The organism is Shewanella sp. Actino-trap-3 (assembly GCF_002836275.1).
GTDB lineage: Bacteria > Pseudomonadota > Gammaproteobacteria > Enterobacterales > Shewanellaceae > Shewanella > Shewanella psychromarinicola.
The window spans coordinates 1,476,670-1,495,521 of sequence record NZ_PJCE01000001.1 but is presented as its reverse complement, the minus strand read 5'-3'; the positions used below and the strand labels follow the sequence as shown (position 1 = coordinate 1,495,521).

Annotated in this window: 14 protein-coding genes and 1 pseudogene; 11 read left to right on the top strand and 4 right to left on the bottom strand. The window is 40.8% G+C overall.

What is annotated here, in order from left to right; genetic code table 11:
• Positions 1–50 precede the first annotated feature (50 nt).
• Together CXF80_RS06440 and CXF80_RS06435 are read left to right on the top strand one after the other, a co-directional pair.
• A pseudogene (locus tag CXF80_RS06440) lies at positions 51–292 on the top strand (nucleoside-diphosphate kinase); the annotation flags it as partial.
• 813 nt (positions 293–1,105) lie between these two features.
• Entirely contained in the window at positions 1,106–3,634 is a 2,529-nt protein-coding gene (locus tag CXF80_RS06435) for a TonB-dependent receptor plug domain-containing protein (RefSeq protein ID WP_101032094.1), read from the top strand.
• A 200-nt stretch (positions 3,635–3,834) separates the two neighbouring features.
• Here the strand turns inward: CXF80_RS06435 and CXF80_RS06430 are convergent, their stop codons facing one another.
• Together CXF80_RS06430 and dusC are read right to left on the bottom strand one after the other, a co-directional pair.
• Positions 3,835–4,140 (bottom strand): TraR/DksA C4-type zinc finger protein, encoded by a 306-nt coding sequence (locus CXF80_RS06430; RefSeq protein WP_232772055.1) that lies wholly within the window; start codon positions 4,138–4,140, stop codon positions 3,835–3,837.
• A 472-nt stretch (positions 4,141–4,612) separates the two neighbouring features.
• The gene (dusC, locus tag CXF80_RS06425; protein ID WP_101032093.1) at positions 4,613–5,557 is read right to left on the bottom strand and encodes a tRNA dihydrouridine(16) synthase DusC; all 945 of its coding nucleotides are present in this window, start codon (positions 5,555–5,557) and stop codon (positions 4,613–4,615) included.
• A 326-nt stretch (positions 5,558–5,883) separates the two neighbouring features.
• Between dusC and CXF80_RS06420 the strand changes: the two genes are divergently transcribed.
• From CXF80_RS06420 to CXF80_RS06375, 9 genes are all read left to right on the top strand, one after another.
• A complete protein-coding gene (locus tag CXF80_RS06420) occupies positions 5,884–6,345 on the top strand; it encodes an HvfA family oxazolone/thioamide-modified RiPP metallophore (RefSeq protein WP_101032092.1) in 462 nt (153 codons plus the stop codon).
• A 124-nt stretch (positions 6,346–6,469) separates the two neighbouring features.
• Complete coding sequence (locus CXF80_RS06415; RefSeq protein WP_101032091.1) at positions 6,470–7,327, top strand: HvfB family MNIO-type RiPP peptide maturase; 858 nt, start codon at positions 6,470–6,472, stop codon at positions 7,325–7,327.
• Positions 7,327–8,088 (top strand): HvfC family RiPP maturation protein, encoded by a 762-nt coding sequence (locus tag CXF80_RS06410; protein ID WP_101032090.1) that lies wholly within the window; start codon positions 7,327–7,329, stop codon positions 8,086–8,088. Before CXF80_RS06415 ends, CXF80_RS06410 begins: the two co-directional genes overlap by 1 nt.
• A 374-nt stretch (positions 8,089–8,462) precedes the next feature.
• Positions 8,463–8,828, top strand: a complete 366-nt coding sequence (locus CXF80_RS06400) for a YbaN family protein (protein WP_101032089.1) — start codon at positions 8,463–8,465, stop codon at positions 8,826–8,828.
• A 132-nt stretch (positions 8,829–8,960) separates the two neighbouring features.
• Positions 8,961–9,512, top strand: a complete 552-nt coding sequence (gene apt / locus CXF80_RS06395) for an adenine phosphoribosyltransferase (RefSeq protein WP_101032088.1) — start codon at positions 8,961–8,963, stop codon at positions 9,510–9,512.
• 150 nt (positions 9,513–9,662) lie between these two features.
• Complete coding sequence (dnaX, locus tag CXF80_RS06390; protein WP_101032087.1) at positions 9,663–12,503, top strand: DNA polymerase III subunit gamma/tau; 2,841 nt, start codon at positions 9,663–9,665, stop codon at positions 12,501–12,503.
• 145 nt (positions 12,504–12,648) lie between these two features.
• The gene (locus tag CXF80_RS06385) at positions 12,649–12,981 is read left to right on the top strand and encodes a YbaB/EbfC family nucleoid-associated protein (RefSeq protein WP_101032086.1); all 333 of its coding nucleotides are present in this window, start codon (positions 12,649–12,651) and stop codon (positions 12,979–12,981) included.
• Between the two features lie 613 nt (positions 12,982–13,594).
• Entirely contained in the window at positions 13,595–14,257 is a 663-nt protein-coding gene (locus CXF80_RS06380; RefSeq protein ID WP_157822189.1) for a glutathione S-transferase family protein, read from the top strand.
• A 407-nt stretch (positions 14,258–14,664) separates the two neighbouring features.
• Positions 14,665–15,786 (top strand): zinc-binding dehydrogenase, encoded by a 1,122-nt coding sequence (locus CXF80_RS06375; RefSeq protein WP_101032084.1) that lies wholly within the window; start codon positions 14,665–14,667, stop codon positions 15,784–15,786.
• Between the two features lie 377 nt (positions 15,787–16,163).
• Here the strand turns inward: CXF80_RS06375 and CXF80_RS06370 are convergent, their stop codons facing one another.
• The gene (locus CXF80_RS06370; RefSeq protein ID WP_101034692.1) at positions 16,164–16,640 is read right to left on the bottom strand and encodes a hypothetical protein; all 477 of its coding nucleotides are present in this window, start codon (positions 16,638–16,640) and stop codon (positions 16,164–16,166) included.
• A gap of 1,250 nt (positions 16,641–17,890) precedes the next feature.
• Positions 17,891–18,727 (bottom strand): GGDEF domain-containing protein, encoded by an 837-nt coding sequence (locus CXF80_RS06365; RefSeq protein WP_101032083.1) that lies wholly within the window; start codon positions 18,725–18,727, stop codon positions 17,891–17,893.
• Positions 18,728–18,852 lie beyond the last annotated feature (125 nt).

Below are 18,852 nucleotides of genomic sequence, written 5' to 3'. Positions count from 1 at the left end.
AATATTGATCTCAAGTTACTAAAAAGCACCTCTGCGTCTTAATTTCATTGATGATTTTGGGTCCAGAAATGGTTCAAGTGTTAGCCGGCGAAAACGCTGCTCTAGCTAATCGTGAAATCATGGGGGCAACTCATCCCGCTGAGGCTGCTCGTGGCACTTTACGTGGAAATATGCTGCAAGTATCGACGTTAACGCCGTTCACGGTTCTGATGCAGTTGAATCAGCAGCATTTGAAATTGCTTACTGCTTCAGCGCAGATAAAGTGTGCACTCTTAATTGTGCTGTCAGTTAATCAAAAAGGAGCATTATCTCCTTGCTTGTTTTTTGTGCTTTGATAGCTTAGCTATTTACGTTGCTGAATGGTTAGTCAATCCTGTTATTTAATGTTCAATGTGGCCCAATTCACAATATAGTGTAGGTGAATAATGGCAGCTAATAAGATAACATTTAGTTAACATTTGTACTCAGATGTTGAGTACTGATGCGCTTCGTTAATCGGTTTTGTGTTCCTCTCAAGTGTGATCTCCTCTGTACATAACGTAAGCGAATCGGTTGTTGTGTAGGCCTAAACGACAGTCATTACAAGGCAAGCATTATCGTTATTTGAATAAAGATCGGCTAAAAAAGACGAATGAGTTATTTTTTTGAATAAATACTCAGTAATTTTGAAATGTCATTCTGATTATTTTTACGACAATCAGTAATTTATTTTTTAAATATTACCATTTAATTGTTGATGCATTTTATAGGTAGTTGTGTGGTAGTTGTTAATTAAGTTTTCGTTGTGTTTTATTCTGTGTGTTTGGTTGTTTTTTTTGCGTATTTTATTTGTTTTATTTCTACGTTTTAAAATATTAATAATCTTAGTAAAGATAGTTAAATGTTTTAAGTCATTGATTATTAGGCGAATCAGTTTAAGTCAAATTAATTATCAATCCAGATGTTAAATGTGATGTTGTTCACATGTTGTCCATATTGACTAAAGGATTTTTATTCATTAATAATGTTTTTCAATGATTGGGAATGACCAATTATTCATAATTAAAAATATAATGACTTGTTTTATTTTATTCCAAGTTATATTCAAGTTATAGGGAGTTTATTCATGAGTTCAATAACATTAACGGCTAAGGCTATTCGCCGCAGTTTATTAGCTGTGGCCGCAACAAGTGTCGCCACTACAGGCTTATTTTCTTCAGTCGCATTGGCAGCCGATGAACAGAAAGTGGAAAGAATCGAAGTAACGGGTTCTCGTATTCAACGTCAAGATATGGAAACGGCTTCTCCAGTAACCATCATTTCAGCCGAAGCCATTCGCGCCGAAGGTTTCACTTCAGTTGACCAACTACTTCAAGCTCAAACATCAATGGCGGGTGCAGCAGTTGGTTCTAGCACCAACAATGGCGCCGACGGTGTGGCACAAGTTGACTTACGCGGTATGGGTTCACAACGTACGTTAGTGTTATTAAATGGCCGTCGCATGGTGAACTCTGGTTCTGGCGCGGACAGCTCTGTCGATTTGAACTCTATCCCTGTGGCGATGATCTCTCGTGTTGAAATCTTAAAAGATGGTGCTTCAGCGGTATACGGCTCTGATGCGATTGCCGGTGTCGTTAACATCATCACCAAAAAAGATTTTGAAGGTTTTCAATTAGATGTTAATGGAAGCACGACTAGCGAAAGCGATGGTGAGACTGGCGAGATCAGTGGTTTATATGGCTTTAACACTGACGATGGTAACTACACTATTGGTGCTGCGTATTCAAAGCGTGAAAGCATAATTCAATCCGATCGTGATTGGACAACCCCTGGTTATAGCTCATTTTTACCAACGGGTTCATTAGGCGGTAAAGTACGTGATGATGCAGGGAACTGGGTTGATCGTTCAACTGGTTATGACTACTCCACAAGCAGCTATTTCCAAACACCAAACGAGCGTTACAGTTTATTTGCTAACATGGTTCAAGAACTCGACAATAATTTAGTCCTAACAGGCGATGTTCTTTACACTAAGCGTCAGTCTAACCAACAAATGGCGGCACAACCTGCCGATGTTATGCTAAACGTTTGTGATGCTCCAGGTGTGACTGCTGGTGCGGCATGTATTCCCCTTGATCAAGCCATGACTGATGCTGGCATCGAAGCTGATGATACTGGACGAGTTAACTATCGTCGTCGTACAACTGATGCAGGTCCTCGTATTTATTCTCAAGACACTGACACATTTCGCCTTTCTGCAGGCCTTGCCGGTGACTTTGATATCAATACGGGTATGAACTGGGATATCGCTTACACCTATGGTAAAAATAAAGCGGATTCTCAAGTTGAAAACTTAATCAATGCCACCAATCTTAAGCAATCGGTTTATGCTAACCAAGATGCATGGTTCAGTGGTGATCCATTAACAGGTGCAATTGTTAATGACATTAGTTTTACCGAAAATTCTGATGGCGGTAACGAACAACACGTTGTTTCTGCTGGCTTAAATGGTGAATTATTTGACCTGAGTGCTGGTGCTGTCGCATTTGCTATTGGTGCTGAATACCGTTATGAAAGCGGCTTTTACAATCCAGATCCAGTGACTGTTGCGGGTGACAGCACTGCTGCACAACAAGATGCTACAGATGGTAATTACAATGTCATGTCTGTGTTTGAAGAAGTCAGCGTGCCTTTCACTGAAAAATTAACCGGTGAATTTGCCCTGCGTTATGACGATTACTCAACATTTGGTAAAGCGTCAACGTGGAAAGTCGGTTTAACCTATGAAGCCACTGATGATTTAATGCTCCGAGGTGTCGCGGCAACGGGTTTCCGTGCGCCTAGTATCAGTGAACTATTCGGTGGTGACACAGGTTCTTTCGATTACTTAGATGACCCATGGGAAAACGCTCAAGATCCACAGATCTTGGTTCGTTACACTTCCGATGATGAGCTAAAGGCTGAAGAGTCAGATTCTTATACAGCTGGTTTAGTTTACTCACCAAGCTATGTTGACGGTCTATCATTAACTCTTGATTACTGGCGCTTTAAAGTGACCGACGCGATCACTCGTTTAGACGTTCAAGCTGGCTTAAATGAGTGTTTTGCTAACGCCTCTGCTGCTGCCTGTGAAACCTTTAACATCGGTGAAAACGGTGATCTGTCTAACGTAACTAACTCGTTAACAAACGTAGGTAGCCAAGATACTAGCGGTGTAGACTTCAACTTAGCGTATCATTTTGAAGCCTTAACTTTAGATTGGAAGATCAGTAATGACACCACCTACTTATTGAACTTCGAACAAGAAGGCAATGATTACACCAATAAGATTGACGGTAACTTTGGTGCGTATGCAGAAGTTCGTAACAACTTCAGTATTCAAGCGGGTCAAGACAGCTGGAGTGTTAACTACTTCAACCGTTATATCGGTGAAATGGACGACTTAGGGACTGGCGAAAAAGTGGATGCGATTTTGTACCACAACCTAGCGGGTACTTATTATGTTACGGACATGATTACCTTCAGTGCGGGTGTGAAAAACATCACTGACGAAGAGCCTTCAGGCGTATCTAATGGAAGTGATGGTGGTACGGTGCCAGAAGTGTATGACACTATTGGTCGTCAGTACTACGGCGGTGTAACGGTTAAGTTCTAAGATAACGCTGCTGTTAGACATTAGAAAGTATGATTGATTTTTATTTTCTATAGCGAATAGACCTACACAGCGGTGTAGGTCTTTTTTATGGCACCCATTTAATGCTAGATATTGTTAATGCTGGATATTTTAATACTGGATATTGTTATCGCTAGATATTGTTAAGATTAAACAATTGTGTGGTGGTTAGTTAAAGATTGCTAGTGATTTAAGCGTAACTCATGTCGATGTTCGCGACGGTATCTTTGTTCACAATGAGTACAACGCTGTTCCGTTGGATCGGCGATTAAGCGTGGCGGTTCTATGTCCATTTCACAATCAGAGCAGAGTCCATAAAGACCAAGCTCAAGCTGGCAATGTGCGGCATCAAGCTTCATTAACTTGGTGAATATTTCTGTGTCAACGAGTTTTACTTTTGACAGGTAATCAATAACTTGCCCAAGGGAGGTATCCATTGATATATGGGCTACTTCAGTTGTTTTTGATAAATCCTTTATATGTAGCATTAACTCACGCCTCAAAATATTTTCGAGTTGTTGTAGTCTTTGCTGTATGTCCTGAATGTTGTGCAACTGAGATAACCTTAATTGACTATGCCAATGTATAAATTCTATTCTAGGCACAAAAATTTCAGACGTTATGACTAAGATCAATTCTCGATTAGATTTTTGCGATAAAGACATGAATAATAATTTACTATTGATTCATTTTGTGACATTGCACGTGTTGTTTTTGGTTTAGACAATCCAGATTAGGTATGCCGAATTGACATATTGATCATCCACGCATAGCGGTAAGACAATACCAATGCTTATTCGTCAGCGATTAACTTAGATCTGTTAGCTCTTTGCTGTTCAATACTTGCTATGCTTTGTTGAATACGCTTCAAGGCAACCTCTATGTAACTAAAACTATTGATGACTCATTTGATAAAGATCAATAGGAGCTTAGGTTAGTAATATTCACAAAGAGGGAGGATTAAATAAGTGTCCGGTGAGCATGCTGTAAAACCTTAACAATCTCTTCCGTAGTTTTAAACACCCGCAGTTCTCTAAATAAGGCATCCGCTTCAGGATATTGGCGGTTTAAGTAGCTAAACCACTGTTTAATTCGTGAGGGATAGTAATCTGATTTGCGGCCACTCAGCTCCTTGTCGGTATATGCCATTAACAAGCTTAATGTTTGTTGCCAGCTAAAAGGGCTTGCACCGGTTTTAATAGTATCCCCGAGGTTAGGTAGGGATATTGCGCCGCGGCCAATCATCACACTGTCACAACCAGTGACATCCATACAGCGTTGTGCATCTGCTGCGTTCCAGATCTCTCCGTTAGCAATAACGGGAATGGGTAAGCGTTTTCTGACTTCAGTAATGTACTCCCAATAAGCTGGTGGCTTATAGCCGTCGGTTTTACTGCGAGCGTGGATCGCTAGCTCCGTTGCGCCAGCTTCATATACGGCTAAAGCATTCTCCATAAATAACGACTTGTCTTCATAACCTAAACGGATTTTAGCGGTAACAGGGTGTTCAGACGGTACAGCGTCGCGCATGGCTTTGACGATATTGTAAATGTTTTCTGGATATTGCAATAAAACGGCGCCGCCTTTACTTTTATTAACGGTTTTGGCTGGACAACCAAAGTTTGCATCGACGCCATTTGACCCTAGCTCTATGGCTCTGATGGCATTTTGTGCCATCCACTCAGGTTCTTGTCCTAACAACTGAACACGTACTGGCGTGCCAGATGCCGTTAAGCCTTGATGATGTAATTCAGGACACAATTTATAGAAGACTTTTTCAGGCAATAGTATGTTTACTACCCTGACAAATTCAGTCACAACCAGGTCAAATGGATTGATGGCAGATAAAATTTCACGCATATGGTCATCAACCACACCTTCCATTGGAGCTAAAATAACGCGCACAGTACACCTTGCTGAAGTCAAAAGTCAGCTATTTTAACGTGTTTATTATCTGATAGCAGCACTAAATGACTATACGCATATTTTTGTCGAGGTATTGAATAAATTATTATTAAGAATCAGATTGATAGCACTGTTGTAGTGTTTATGTTAACTTTTTTGGAAGTCTATTTTTAGGTTGCCTAGCAATTATTTGTGGTAAATAAATGGATGTTTTTCACATTTTTTAGTTTTTTTGCAATAAACTTTACTCACTGCAGGTCTCTTTAAGCAAGCCGGCAATGATGTTGGTCACCCTATACAAATAAGAAATAAGGAAGATAAGTATTATGAATTCAATCAAACAAACGACTTTAGCGGTTGCACTTGGTACTGTTGTGATGACGGCTGGCTTTAGCGCTCAAGTAGAAGCTAACCCATTTGGTTTTCAACAATTAACTTCTGGTTATCAGCTTGATGGCGGAGAAGGCAAATGCGGTGAAGGCAAGTGCGGCGGTGATATGAAAAAGTCAGCGGAAAAAGCTGCTGAAGGCAAATGTGGCGAAGGCAAGTGCGGCGGCGACATGAAAATGTCAGCTGAAAAAGCTGCTGAAGGCAAATGTGGCGAAGGCAAGTGCGGCGGCGACATGAAAATGTCAGCTGAAAAAGCTGCTGAAGGCAAATGTGGCGAAGGCAAGTGCGGCGGCGACATGAAAATGTCAGCGGAAAAAGCCGTTGAAGGCAAATGTGGCGGCGACAAGATGAACTCTGCAGCAAAAACCGTAGAAGGTAAGTGCGGCGGTCAGAAATAATTAGCTGTGTTTATTTGATAAAGCCTGTACTTATCTGAGAGACTAAGGCCTGAATTTCAGGCCTTAGTTTTATCTGTTTTTTAACTCATTTTTAGCATTACTCATTAATTCAAGGACACGCATTATGTCGACAAATCATGCTGATGGCTTAGCCAATGTCGGGTTAGGGCTTCGTCGCGAAATGCTGGATGAGTTTTGTCGGCATGTGCCAACTGCAATTGAGTTTTTTGAAGTCGCACCTGAAAACTGGATGACGCTCGGTGGCAAGTTTGGACGTCAGTTTAAGCAATTAACCGAACAGCATGCTTTTTTTTGTCATGGGCTTTCGTTATCAATTGGTAGTCCTGAAGCGCTCGATAGTCAATTTGTACACAATATAAAACGCTTTTTGGATGAGCATAATATTGACGTGTATTCAGAGCATTTAAGTTATTGCTCTGGTACTGGCCATATGTATGATTTGATGCCGATCCCATTTACTGATGATGCAGTCATCCATACCGCTAAGCGGATAAAGCAAGTCGAAGACATACTCGAGCGTCCGTTTATTTTAGAGAATGTTTCTTTTTATGCGGCACCTGGTGCACAAATGAGCGAGGTCGATTTTGTGAATGCAGTCTTACAAGAAGCGGACTGTAAACTACTACTCGATGTTAATAACATTTATGTTAACTCAATTAACCATCAATATGATGCCCATGCCTTTTTGGCTGCCATGCCGACCGAGCGTATTGAATATTTACATATAGCAGGACATTACCAACAAGACATCGATTTAATGATCGATACCCATGGTGCGGATATTATTGATCCTGTATGGGCATTATTACAGCAATGCTATCAATTACACGGTGTGCATCCAACATTACTCGAACGCGATTTTAATATTCCTAAAACCAAAATTTTGCTGAACGAGATCAATCAGATCCATCAATACCAACAAGATGCTTTAGCTCAGCAGTCATTCGTGAGGAAGGCATAATGAGTTTTATCGCGATCCAACAGCAATTTATGGATTATATCCGTAATCCCAGTTTACCCTTACCGGAAGGAATAGAGCTGCGGCGAATGCAAGTTTACCGAGAGCTATTTTTTAATAACATTGTCGGTTTCGTGTCGAGTGCTTTTCCGGTGCTTAAAAGTTTGTATCAGGATGAGCAATGGCAGACATTAGTGCAGCAATTTTTTGTGGAGCATGATTGTCAAACGCCAATATTTGTTGAAATTGCGGGCGAGTTTTTAGCCTTTTTACAACACGAATATCATATGACAGAAGATGATCCTGTTTTTATGTTGCCGTTAGCACATTATGAATGGCTAGAGTTGTGTGTAGCGGTAGCGCCCGATACGCCCACGTCTCAATTGATCAATACCGGCGAACTAAGCCAGCATAGGTTGTGCTTAGCGGCCTGTGCCAAGGTGGCACAATATGCCTTTGATGTTCAGCATATTAGCCTTGACTACCAACCCATTGAACCGACACCGCAAGCGCAGTTTTTTTGTGTATTTAGAGATGCAGGTGATGAAGTCGCTTTTTTGCAACTGACACCGTTAAGCGCTCAAGTGCTGGCTTACATTGAACAAATGAGCCTTTCTCAACAAGGTGTAACGGTAGATGCCATTATTAGTTGGTTAAACGAACATTACCCAGAAATGCCCAGTGAAACTCTGTTATCTGGCTGTTTACCTCTATTGCAACAATTGGCACAAAAGGGCATTGTTATTTCATCAATTGAGGCATAATAGTCTTAGTATATTTAAGGTTTTTATTTTGTGAGGATAGGTCTAAGATAGGCCACTTTTTGCAATCTGCATCACATCCGTTGTCCGCAAAGTTAACCTAAATGTTGACTTAACATAACGAATGAAAGATGCCAGCAATCGCAGTAACAACATCTTCAATGTAGGAATAATCATGAGTCAGCCGTTTAAAGACCCGTTTAACATCTTTTATCTTATTGGTTTTATTTTAGTTTTGTTAATTCCTATATTACCCGCAAGCCTTTCATGGTTGACCGTAACAGGATTAATTTAACGTTTACTTCAGGTTAACCTGCGATGATATTGTCTTATTAAACCACTCTGATAGAGTGGTTTTTTGTTTGTATGAGGGCCTTATGGCGGTTAAACGCGGAATTTTTCTTATTATTGGTTTGTGCAGTCTAGTGTTAGGCGTCATTGGTATTGCGCTGCCTTTGTTGCCTACGGTGCCATTTATTCTACTGGCTGCGTTTTGTTTTGCGCGTTCCAGTGAGCGTCTTCATTATTGGCTAATTACTCATCCTTGGTTTGCTGAAGGTATTCATCAGTGGCAATCAAAGCGGGCATTAAGTCGATCACTAAAGCGAAAAGCCATGCTAATGAGCGGCCTAAGTTTTATGGTTAGTATTATTATTGTGCCGATAGTATGGGTGAAAATTATGTTGTTGTGCATGATGCTTGTTTTATTATTTTTCTTGTGGCGGATCCCAGAGTTAGAATAATAAATAGCCAGTTAATATAAGCCTGTTGCAACTGAGATTAAACGGGCATAAAATCTGCTTAGTATTTTTATCAGAGTCCACCATTTACGTGGACTTTTTTATTGCGTAATCACTTTTATACAGAGTTAACTAATTATGATGAACCAAGACAGTTTAGCGCTTATTAAGCAGAGCATTAAAACCATTCCTGATTACCCTACACCAGGCATTATGTTCCGCGATGTGACTAGTTTATTAGAAAACGCAGACGCCTATAAAGCCACTATTGCGATTTTAGTTGCTCATTACCAATCAAAAGGCTTTACTAAAGTTGTCGGCACCGAAGCGCGTGGCTTCTTATTTGGTGCGCCGTTGGCATTAGAGCTAGGTGTTGGTTTTGTGCCGGTACGTAAGCCAGGTAAATTACCCCGCGAAACCATTAGCCAAACCTATGAATTAGAATATGGTAAAGATACCTTAGAAATTCACACCGATGCCATTAATGCCAATGACAAAGTATTGGTTATCGATGATTTGTTAGCAACCGGTGGCACGATTGAAGCTACAGTAAAACTTATTCGTCAATTAGGCGGAGAAGTGAGCCATGCTGCCTTTGTTATCTCATTACCAGAAATTGGTGGCGAGAAACGCTTACAAGGTATGGGAATTAAAGTATTAAGTTTATGCGAGTTTGACGGCGAGTAATCAAAGCAATATAAACTGCTTTTTTATTAGGCAGTTAACTGCATTATGCTCTATCAAATACTTGCTCAATAATAGCATGCCAGCCCTTGGCATGTTATTGTTAATCCCTTTAAAGGGATTGAGTCCCGATAGCTCTGTGTGGGGAATTTCATGTCTTACCAAGTACTCGCCCGCAAATGGCGTCCAGCTAAATTTGAACAAATGGTTGGTCAATCCCATGTATTAATGGCATTAACTAATGCATTGAGCCAGCAACGTTTACATCACGCTTACCTCTTTACTGGAACACGCGGTGTGGGTAAAACCAGTTTGGCGCGTTTATTTGCTAAAGGTCTCAACTGTGAAACCGGCGTAACGGCTAATCCTTGTGGTGAATGTTCTAGCTGCATTGAAATTGCTCAAGGTCGATTTGTTGATTTAATTGAAGTCGATGCGGCATCGCGTACTAAAGTCGATGATACTCGTGAACTCCTTGATAATGTACAATACCGTCCTTCTCGTGGGCGTTTTAAAGTGTACTTAATCGATGAAGTCCACATGTTGTCGCGTAGCAGTTTTAATGCATTGCTAAAGACGTTAGAAGAGCCTCCTGAGCACGTTAAGTTTTTGTTAGCGACTACCGATCCGCATAAACTGCCTGTTACTGTATTATCTCGTTGCTTACAGTTTAATCTAAAAAGTTTGTCGCAAGACGAAATTTGCAAGCAACTCGAGTATGTGATCACCCAAGAACAATTGCCTTTTGAGCCACAAGCGCTGAGCTTATTAGCCAAAGCGGCCAATGGCAGTATGCGTGATGCGCTCAGTTTAACTGATCAAGCGATAGCGTTTGGCAGTGGCCAAGTGATGCTGACACAAGTGCAAACCATGCTGGGCAGTATTGATGAACAACATGTGCTGGCCTTATTAAAAGCCTTGTGTGATGCCGATGTTGGGCCATTAATGCAAACGGTAGCAAAAGTGTTGGCATTCGGTGCCGATGCTGAAGAAGTATTGCGCAGTTTATTAGAGTTATTGCATCAAATCACCTTAACTCAGTTTGCCCCCGCTGCAGCGCAACAATCGCTGTTTAGTGAGCAAATTCTAGCATTCTCACAGCAATTAGCGCCTGAACAAGTACAGCTTTATTACCAAATGTTGCTTAACGGTCGTAAAGATTTAGCCTTTGCACCCGATCCTAAATCGGGCTTGGAAATGGCGTTACTTCGCGCAGTCGCGTTTACCCCCGAAAAACAAGTAAAACGCTGGCTAACAACGACCCCTGCTAACGTTGATTTAAGCGTTATTGACGGTTCATCATCTCCAACGCAAGAGGTCATTGAAACAGGCCCAAAGTCTGATCTTCAGCCGCAAACAGACATTGTTTTACCGACAACAGTATTATCTATTCAGGCTGAAACTGCAGCGACCACAGAGGCTGAGGTCGACGTTGCTGATGCTATCGACGATGAGCCAGTCGCATCTGCACTGGTGGCTGAGCAAGCCTTGCTGTTGGACCAAGCGCAAAGTTTGGGGTTTGATCCATTGCCACCCAAAAGCGATATGCCGATTGGTAATGTTATCAACCACGACGTTAATCGTGACGTTAGCCATATGACAGCTGATAAGACTGCTGCCGACATTATTCATACTGCGGCATCAGACAATGCCGATATTCGTGCTGATGCTGAAACGACGACTCAAATCACAACGGCACCGCTGGAAAGGGATACTGCTGCGTCTGAAGAGGTGGTTGAAAAACATCAATTAGCGCAGAGTACTGCAGACACCAATGTTGTAGAAAATAGTCAATTGAGTGGTAATGCGGACGATATTCCGCTCAATGCGTATGCTTTTATGGATTATGACGTGTCTGATGACATGTCAATGGAATATCAACCATTTGATCATGACGAAGAGGGGGCTTTTTCGGCTTTAAATGGAACAACTGAAGCTAACAATGTTAATGATGTTACTGACTCAAGGTCTGAACCGAAAACGGCTGATCATGTCATTGATAATACTCGCCAAAACCTCACTGATTCTGAGGATAATGTAGACGATTTTCTTGACGAAGTGTTAGCCAGTCGTGATTCACTTATTGCCGATGTCGGGGTATTACAACATAAAGATGAACTGGCAAAAAAAGAATCGACAAAAATAATCACTTCAAGAGTGAACAAGCCTGCAGTGACATCCGTTGTCAGCGCCAATGAGTCGCCTGCAGTGACTGAAACTGATCCTAAAGCTTTTGAAGCGTTATCGACTACCGAAACAATCAATTCTCCAGTAGTGGCAGATTATGATAGGGCTCCTTGGGTCGCGCCCGAAGAGGGTGAACCAATCAATGCATTTGCAGATGTTCATGATGCGAATAAGCCCGTCACTGAAGCCACTATTCAACCGACAGACACGGCCAGTCATCAGCAAGCTGCTCACGCACATAATCACGCACATAAAACGAGCTCATTGACAGCCCAATCGCTCAACATTAGCGCAGAGTCTGTCGTTCGAGGTCCTACTGATGCGACGCCCATAGATGTAAAAGCCCAATTTGAGCCACACAGTATTCAAGGAAACGAGATTGATTTACATTGGTATAAAGTGATGACTAATGTGTCTGTTGGCGGTAGGGTTCGGCAATTAGGGGTGAACTCTGTGTGTTCGACATTGTCAAATCCTATGATATTGGTGTTGAAACCCGATCAAAAACATTTGTCTGCCCAGACAGCTATTGATCAACTGCAAGACGCGTTATCTCAATACCTTGGGCAACCGACTCAAGTACAGATCCAGATTGGGATTGTGCCTAAACGAGAAACGCCCCTTGAGTTACGTAAACGTTTTCATCGTGAACTTATCGCACAGGCTCAACAGTCTATTTTGCTTGATGATAACGTTCAGTGGATGGTTCAACGCTTATCGGCTCAATTAGACAGTGACAGTATTGAATATCCGTTGGAACAGCTAGGACAAATTGCACAGGATATTACACAAATTAACGCTTTATAAATGAACAAATACGGTGATTTAGCTTAAAATGAATATATCTTCATCTCAAAAGTGTATTTGCTAGATTGCCAATCGATTTTATTTCAGTAAGATTAGCGTCACTATGACGACTTGCTAACAACCTTAATTAGAGAGAGATACGACTATGTTTGGTGGAAAAGGCGGTATGGGCAATTTAATGAAACAAGCCCAAATGATGCAAGACAAAATGGCTCAAATGCAGGAAGAAATTGCTCGCACAGAAATGACAGGTGAAGCGGGTGCTGGCTTGGTTAAAGTAACCATGACAGGTAACCACAATGTGCGTACAGTTGAAATTGATCCAAGCTTGATGGAAGACGATAAAGAGATGCTAGAAGATCTTATCGCTGCAGCGTGTAACGATGCAGCTCGTCGCATTGAAGAAAATCAAAAGACTAAAATGGCCGAAGTGACTGGCGGTATGCAATTACCACCAGGGATGAAAATGCCTTTCTAGAAGCTAAGATGCTGACTTTTCCTCGTGTAGTTCCCTTGTTATCATTTCTTGGGAATTACATTAGGAATTATAAAGGAATTTTGGGTCTTCATTCTTAGCCTTCTTAGTTTTATGGTCAGGTCGTTCACCCGCGATCCATTTGCCATAGATTGTTGAGTCCTCCCTATCACTATGCCCCATCTGATCCGCAAGCCAAGTAGGAACAGTACTAGCCATTTTTTGGGACAGTATTTAACTCAGGTCGCGTATATGGTTTATTTCACGACTTAGCAATACTCGTCTTCGCTCAACTTATTTGTTTTTATATTTTAGGTGATGCGTTTCACCATAACTGAAAGCATGTAAGTCTTTACGCGTTGATGTTTAAAGGCATTATCAGATGGCTGATCCGCACTAAACCAACTTATAACGGGTGCAACATCCATGCTGTTACAGCCTTGAAAAACGTAAAGGTTATGCCACCAAAGGTGATCATTGGTATTTAATGTCAACCTGACCCCAACTGGCTTTTTTGCTTAGGACATTGTCAACTCGGCCCATTTCACTAACACCCTATATTTCTAACATTCCTTATGAGAAGCTAATCGACACTTTAATTATGGAATATGACAATATGCTCACTTTATATGGCTTTCCCGCAAGTAACTATTACGGTTTGATAAAACATGCCTTGTTATTAAAAGGCATTGATTTTAATGAAGAGCGCACTTATCCAGGCCATCCCTCATATTTGGAAAAAAGCCCTATGGGCAAAGTGCCGTGTATTGGCACAGAACACGGTTTTCTATCAGAAACTGCGGCCATCCTTGAGTATATTGAGCATCATTACCCAGACAAGCCAATCCTGCCCAGCGATGCATTCCAAAGGGCAAAAGGCTTTGAATTGATGCGCATTGCCGAATTGTATGTGGAGCTATCCGCAAGACGGTTTTTACCCGAATTACTCATGGGTGCGCCAAAATCAGAATCAAACCGTGCTGTTATGTTACCCATACTGATAAAGGCCTTTGCATGCCTAGAGAGCATGGCCGCCTTTGGCCCTTATTTGATGGGTGAAAAGTGTACGCAAACAGATCTTGTCGTTCGATACAGTCTTAAGACAGGTGTAATGGTAGGGAACAAAATCTTTGAAGTAGACTTTATGGACAAAACACCAAAACTACAAGCGTGGTGGAACATTATGAGCAACGAACCGATTTCAAAAATAGTCGATACTCAAGCTGAAGAGTCTTTCCCAGAATTTATCGGCATTTTGCAAAAAGCGGCTGCTAAATAAGCCCTCACTAATAACGTTTCATATCTAAATATTTACTAGATGAAGCCATTGTAATATTCATATCATCTTAATGAAAAAAGTCATACCAATTCAGATAAAGAAGTGGATTGGTATATATCCCCTCGGTATCAATAACCTGTTATACGTAATCTGAACGATTTCTTATATTAAGCTCAGTAAGACTTACTCTTCGGCCTAATACCCTAGAGGGGTTAGTGAATGAGCCATTAATCGACCCTGAGTATACACTTCATCAAGACGACTATGCTGCAAAACCAATCGTCTGTACCGTTTTAACCATTGATGTAATAGCGGTTTTTTGATATTTAAAGCAAAATTTAAATATATTTACACCATACGGCTAGACTTGAACTTACCTTTTCACACCAGAAAGAGAGCAATCGATAATGACAACATCAAAACAACTATTTACCCTTATCTCCTCAGATGGACAACTTGAAATGTCCTTAAAGGATGTTGATGTGCCGGCCCCTAAACCACATGAAGTAATAGTGCGTATAGAGGCGGCACCTATTAACCCTTCCGATATGTGGCCTATGTTTGGCCCTTCAAATTTAGCCGCTGCACAGCTCAGTGGTGATAAATCAACTCTTAGTGCACCTCTTTATCCTGGCATGTTACCCCGTATTAAATCTCGCTTAGATCAGGTTCTCCCCATTGGTAATGAAGGAGCCGGAACAGTAGTGGCTGCAGGTAATAGTGAAGCAGCACAAGCGTTAATGGGCAAAACCGTAGCCATTTTATCGGGTGGTGCTTATGCGCAATATTGTTGTGTGCCAGCCCAAGCTTGTATTGTGCACAACGAGGGCATCTCAGCCAATGATGCTGCTTCCTCTTTTGTAAACCCACTTACCGCCTTGGGTATGGTAGAAACCATGCGTATGGAAGGCCATACTGCATTAGTGCACACCGCCGCTGCATCGAGTTTAGGACAGATGCTAAATAAAATTTGTCTGGCTCAAGACGTCCCTTTAGTCAATATTGTTAGAAAGCAGCAACAGGTGGACATACTCAAGGCGATTGGTGCCAAGTATATTTGTGATTCGTCCAGTGACACTTTCAAGGCTGACTTATATAAAGCCATAGATGAAACCGGTGCTACCTTAGCCTTTGATGCCATAGGTGGGGGCGACGTAGTGAGCGATATACTTACCGCCATGGAACAATCGGGCAGTAAAGACGCAGTAGGTTTTAATACCTATGGCTCTGAATATAATAAACAAGTTTATATATACGGTGGTCTGGACTTTTCTCCTACCATCTTGAACCGCGCATACGGGATGACATGGAGCATAGGAGGGTGGTTATTAATGAGATTCTTGGGTAAGCTGCAACCTCAGCAAATCGGACAGCTGCAAAAACAAGTGGCCAATGAAATCAAAACCACCTTTGCCAGTGCATTTACTGATGAATTAAGTTTTGAACAAGCCATGACTCCGGCGATTATTTTGCAGTACACCGCCAAGAAAACCGGTGAAAAATACCTCATTAATCCAAATAAAGCGTAGTAAATTTGCCATATGGGGATGTAGTTGATACATCCCCTTTTTTCGTTTGGTGTAATAACATGGTCTGAATAACGGTGTTGTTCAGGACAGTTGCTACAGAAATGTAGCTAGTCATACCCAATTCTTGATGCAATATTGATGCAAATTTTACAGGTTTTTTCCAGCAACGAACTATAACATTCTTAGCCGTTGAGCATGATTTATGCGACCAAGAAATCATGTCCAAAGTTATTTAACGTCAATAATTTAATAATAAACTGACTATTATGCTGAAGTACGTAATGGAATACCTGCTGTCCTTTATTAAGGATCCCATCACGGTTCTTTTATTGTTTATAAGAAAACTTTGGGGTTTCGTATTTTTTAAAAAGGTTGGTTTATTCAACTAGTGCGGTCTGACTCGTACCAGAGCCACCAATAATGGGTGACCAATGTGACGACCGTACTTTCCATTCCCCAGCCTCCTTAGTATATACTTGGCTAACTCGGGTTCTATAATTTGCCACAGCAGGACTTCCTTTCGGAGTCATAGAACCCTCCGAATAATAATGGGCCAGTGCAATCTTATCTGGTACCAAAATGGTAACTTGAATATGTTTAACATCGATATTGAACGCGTCATATTCTTCTAGCCGTCCATCGGCTTTGATTGTTTGGATCAGTCCGCCACTAGACCAGAACTCTATAGCGCCTTCGTTCGAATAGGTGCCTTCAAGCCCCTTGAGATTCTTTTTTACATAAGCATTATCGTCCATGATAGTCTTTTTGACCTCTTGCTCGGTCGCCATCGCTGTTTGAATAAATGTGCCAGTGATAACTAACAATCCAATTAGCGCAATGAATAGTTTTTTCATTATTGTATCTCCTTTGTTATTTGTTAACCCATCTATCATGACTGTTGCTATATTTCCATGAAGGTTGAGGCTCTCCATTTTTCAAGAAGTGGAATTAACGCCTCTCATTAGTCTGATATTAATATTAGCAGTATGATAATTAAGACCTTTAATGAATTTTAGAATGAAAAACACTAAAGCTCGTGTTGAAGTATAGATGAACTTATTCCTATTGCTTAGAATATTTCCGTCCTTAGCATTAGCGTGGCGATATTTTTAGTCACGTTGAATTAGGCCGATGACATTAGTATTTAATGACGCTTACTTCTTATAAGCTAAATGAACAGTCCTTATACTAAAATCTTATAACGTCTGTTTTGGTATCAACTTTTTTTAGGTGAAATAATGTTAACGCTTAAATGTAGACTGTTTTAAAGCATGACTCGTCGTTAACACAGCTGCATTTTATGACGTCAATTCTGGCCGCTATTTAACATTGGTTTTCTGTTCATTTAAGTTCGGATTTTGAATCTGTATGCTTGGTTATAAACTACGATTTTTTATTAGAAAATTTCGATGCACTCTATAGACAACGTTAGTTAGGAACTATTTAGGAACTATATTGGAAATTTTAGGATTAATTTTTATGACATAAAATAACCCTAAAAATATAAAGAGGTTAAAAGATTAAAATAATAAATAAAATAGTATGTTAATGCTAGTAATATACAATCAACCACTTGCCAGACGAAATTGAAATGCCGATTTAATCTGCGTATTTTTATTGTTAGCCATAAACTGCATTCGCCAGGGCTTATTATTCAATAATGACATAACCTTGTACTTGATAGTCACCCCCAGTGTCATGATGCATTGCTGAAAACTATTTCGAGGATAAGGTTATTAAAAAAGCCGAATACACATGAATCAAAAAGCAAACGGTTAGAATGTTGAGCGTTAATTAACTGACCAAGCGCGTCTTTAGAACGTTAACCTCAGAATGCATGTATCAATATTAACGCTAGCCAAAAAACTAGTGCAATGTGCGACTTGGGTTTATGTCAGTTATTACATCAGTGAACCAAGTCGTTCATTTTAGGTTATATATCACCAATCAATTTTTGAAAGTAAACTAGCTTAAAAAGTGTCTGTTTTTAGTTGAGCGCTATCATTAGACCTCACGATAGGGTTTTATCGGCAACAGGGCATAGTTTAGGTCATAGTTTAGGTCATAGTTTAGGGTATCGTTTATTGCTGCTTTGCTTCTATTTTTACCCCATTACCACTTGGTTGCGGCCATTTTGTTTTGCCTGATAGAGTGCTCTGTCTGCATTTTTAATCAGACACAGGTAGTCTTTACACTCAGACGTTAGTCCTGCGACACCAACACTCACAGTAACCCCAATTGAAAGCATATCTATGCCAGGCTCTTCAGGCAGTGGCAACTGAGTGTTCTCCACAACCTGCCTGAGTCGTTCAGCCAGTTTATAGGATGTAGAAATTTGAGTTCGAGGAAGAATGACCACAAACTCTTCACCGCCATATCGGGCAAGTACATCCGACTCTCTTAATGACTCTTTGATATTTTGGGCGATATTTTTCAGTACTAAGTCTCCAATCTGATGACCATAGTTATCATTAATGATTTTGAAATGATCGATATCAATCATAAAGATAGACAGAGGCTTAGAGTAACTTTGGGCCCTTTGTGTCTCCTCTTTAAGGCGACGGTCTAAGTAACGACGGTTGAAGATCCCCATTAGTGAGTCGGTGATGTTTTCCTGCTTGAGGGCATACAACTGCATGATGTCGCTGGTCGTTTTGAGGGACAGGCTACAAACAACAAATACAAAAATAGCTCCGCAAAAAAATATAATCGGCACGACGAGATCGAGTGGTTGATAAGCTTTAACTAAGCTAAATTTTGCGTATACGACATAACCTGCGATAAAAAACAGGATCAGCAGAATCAGAAAACCCCAACTATAGCGTAATCCACCTATTGGTAGCTGGCGAAATAGCGTCCATACGGGTCCGATGGCCATTGCCAATAATAGCGCTCCGCAAATAACCAATCCGCTACCTAATACGGGTAAAATATCGTACATTTTGAGTCCTTACTCTGGAGTCACTTCAATTTGAAAACGCTTCACCTTGAGATGTTTTCAATATCGTCGTGAATATCGTCCTTGGAACCACAGAACATATCGGGGATACGATGATAGAATATCAG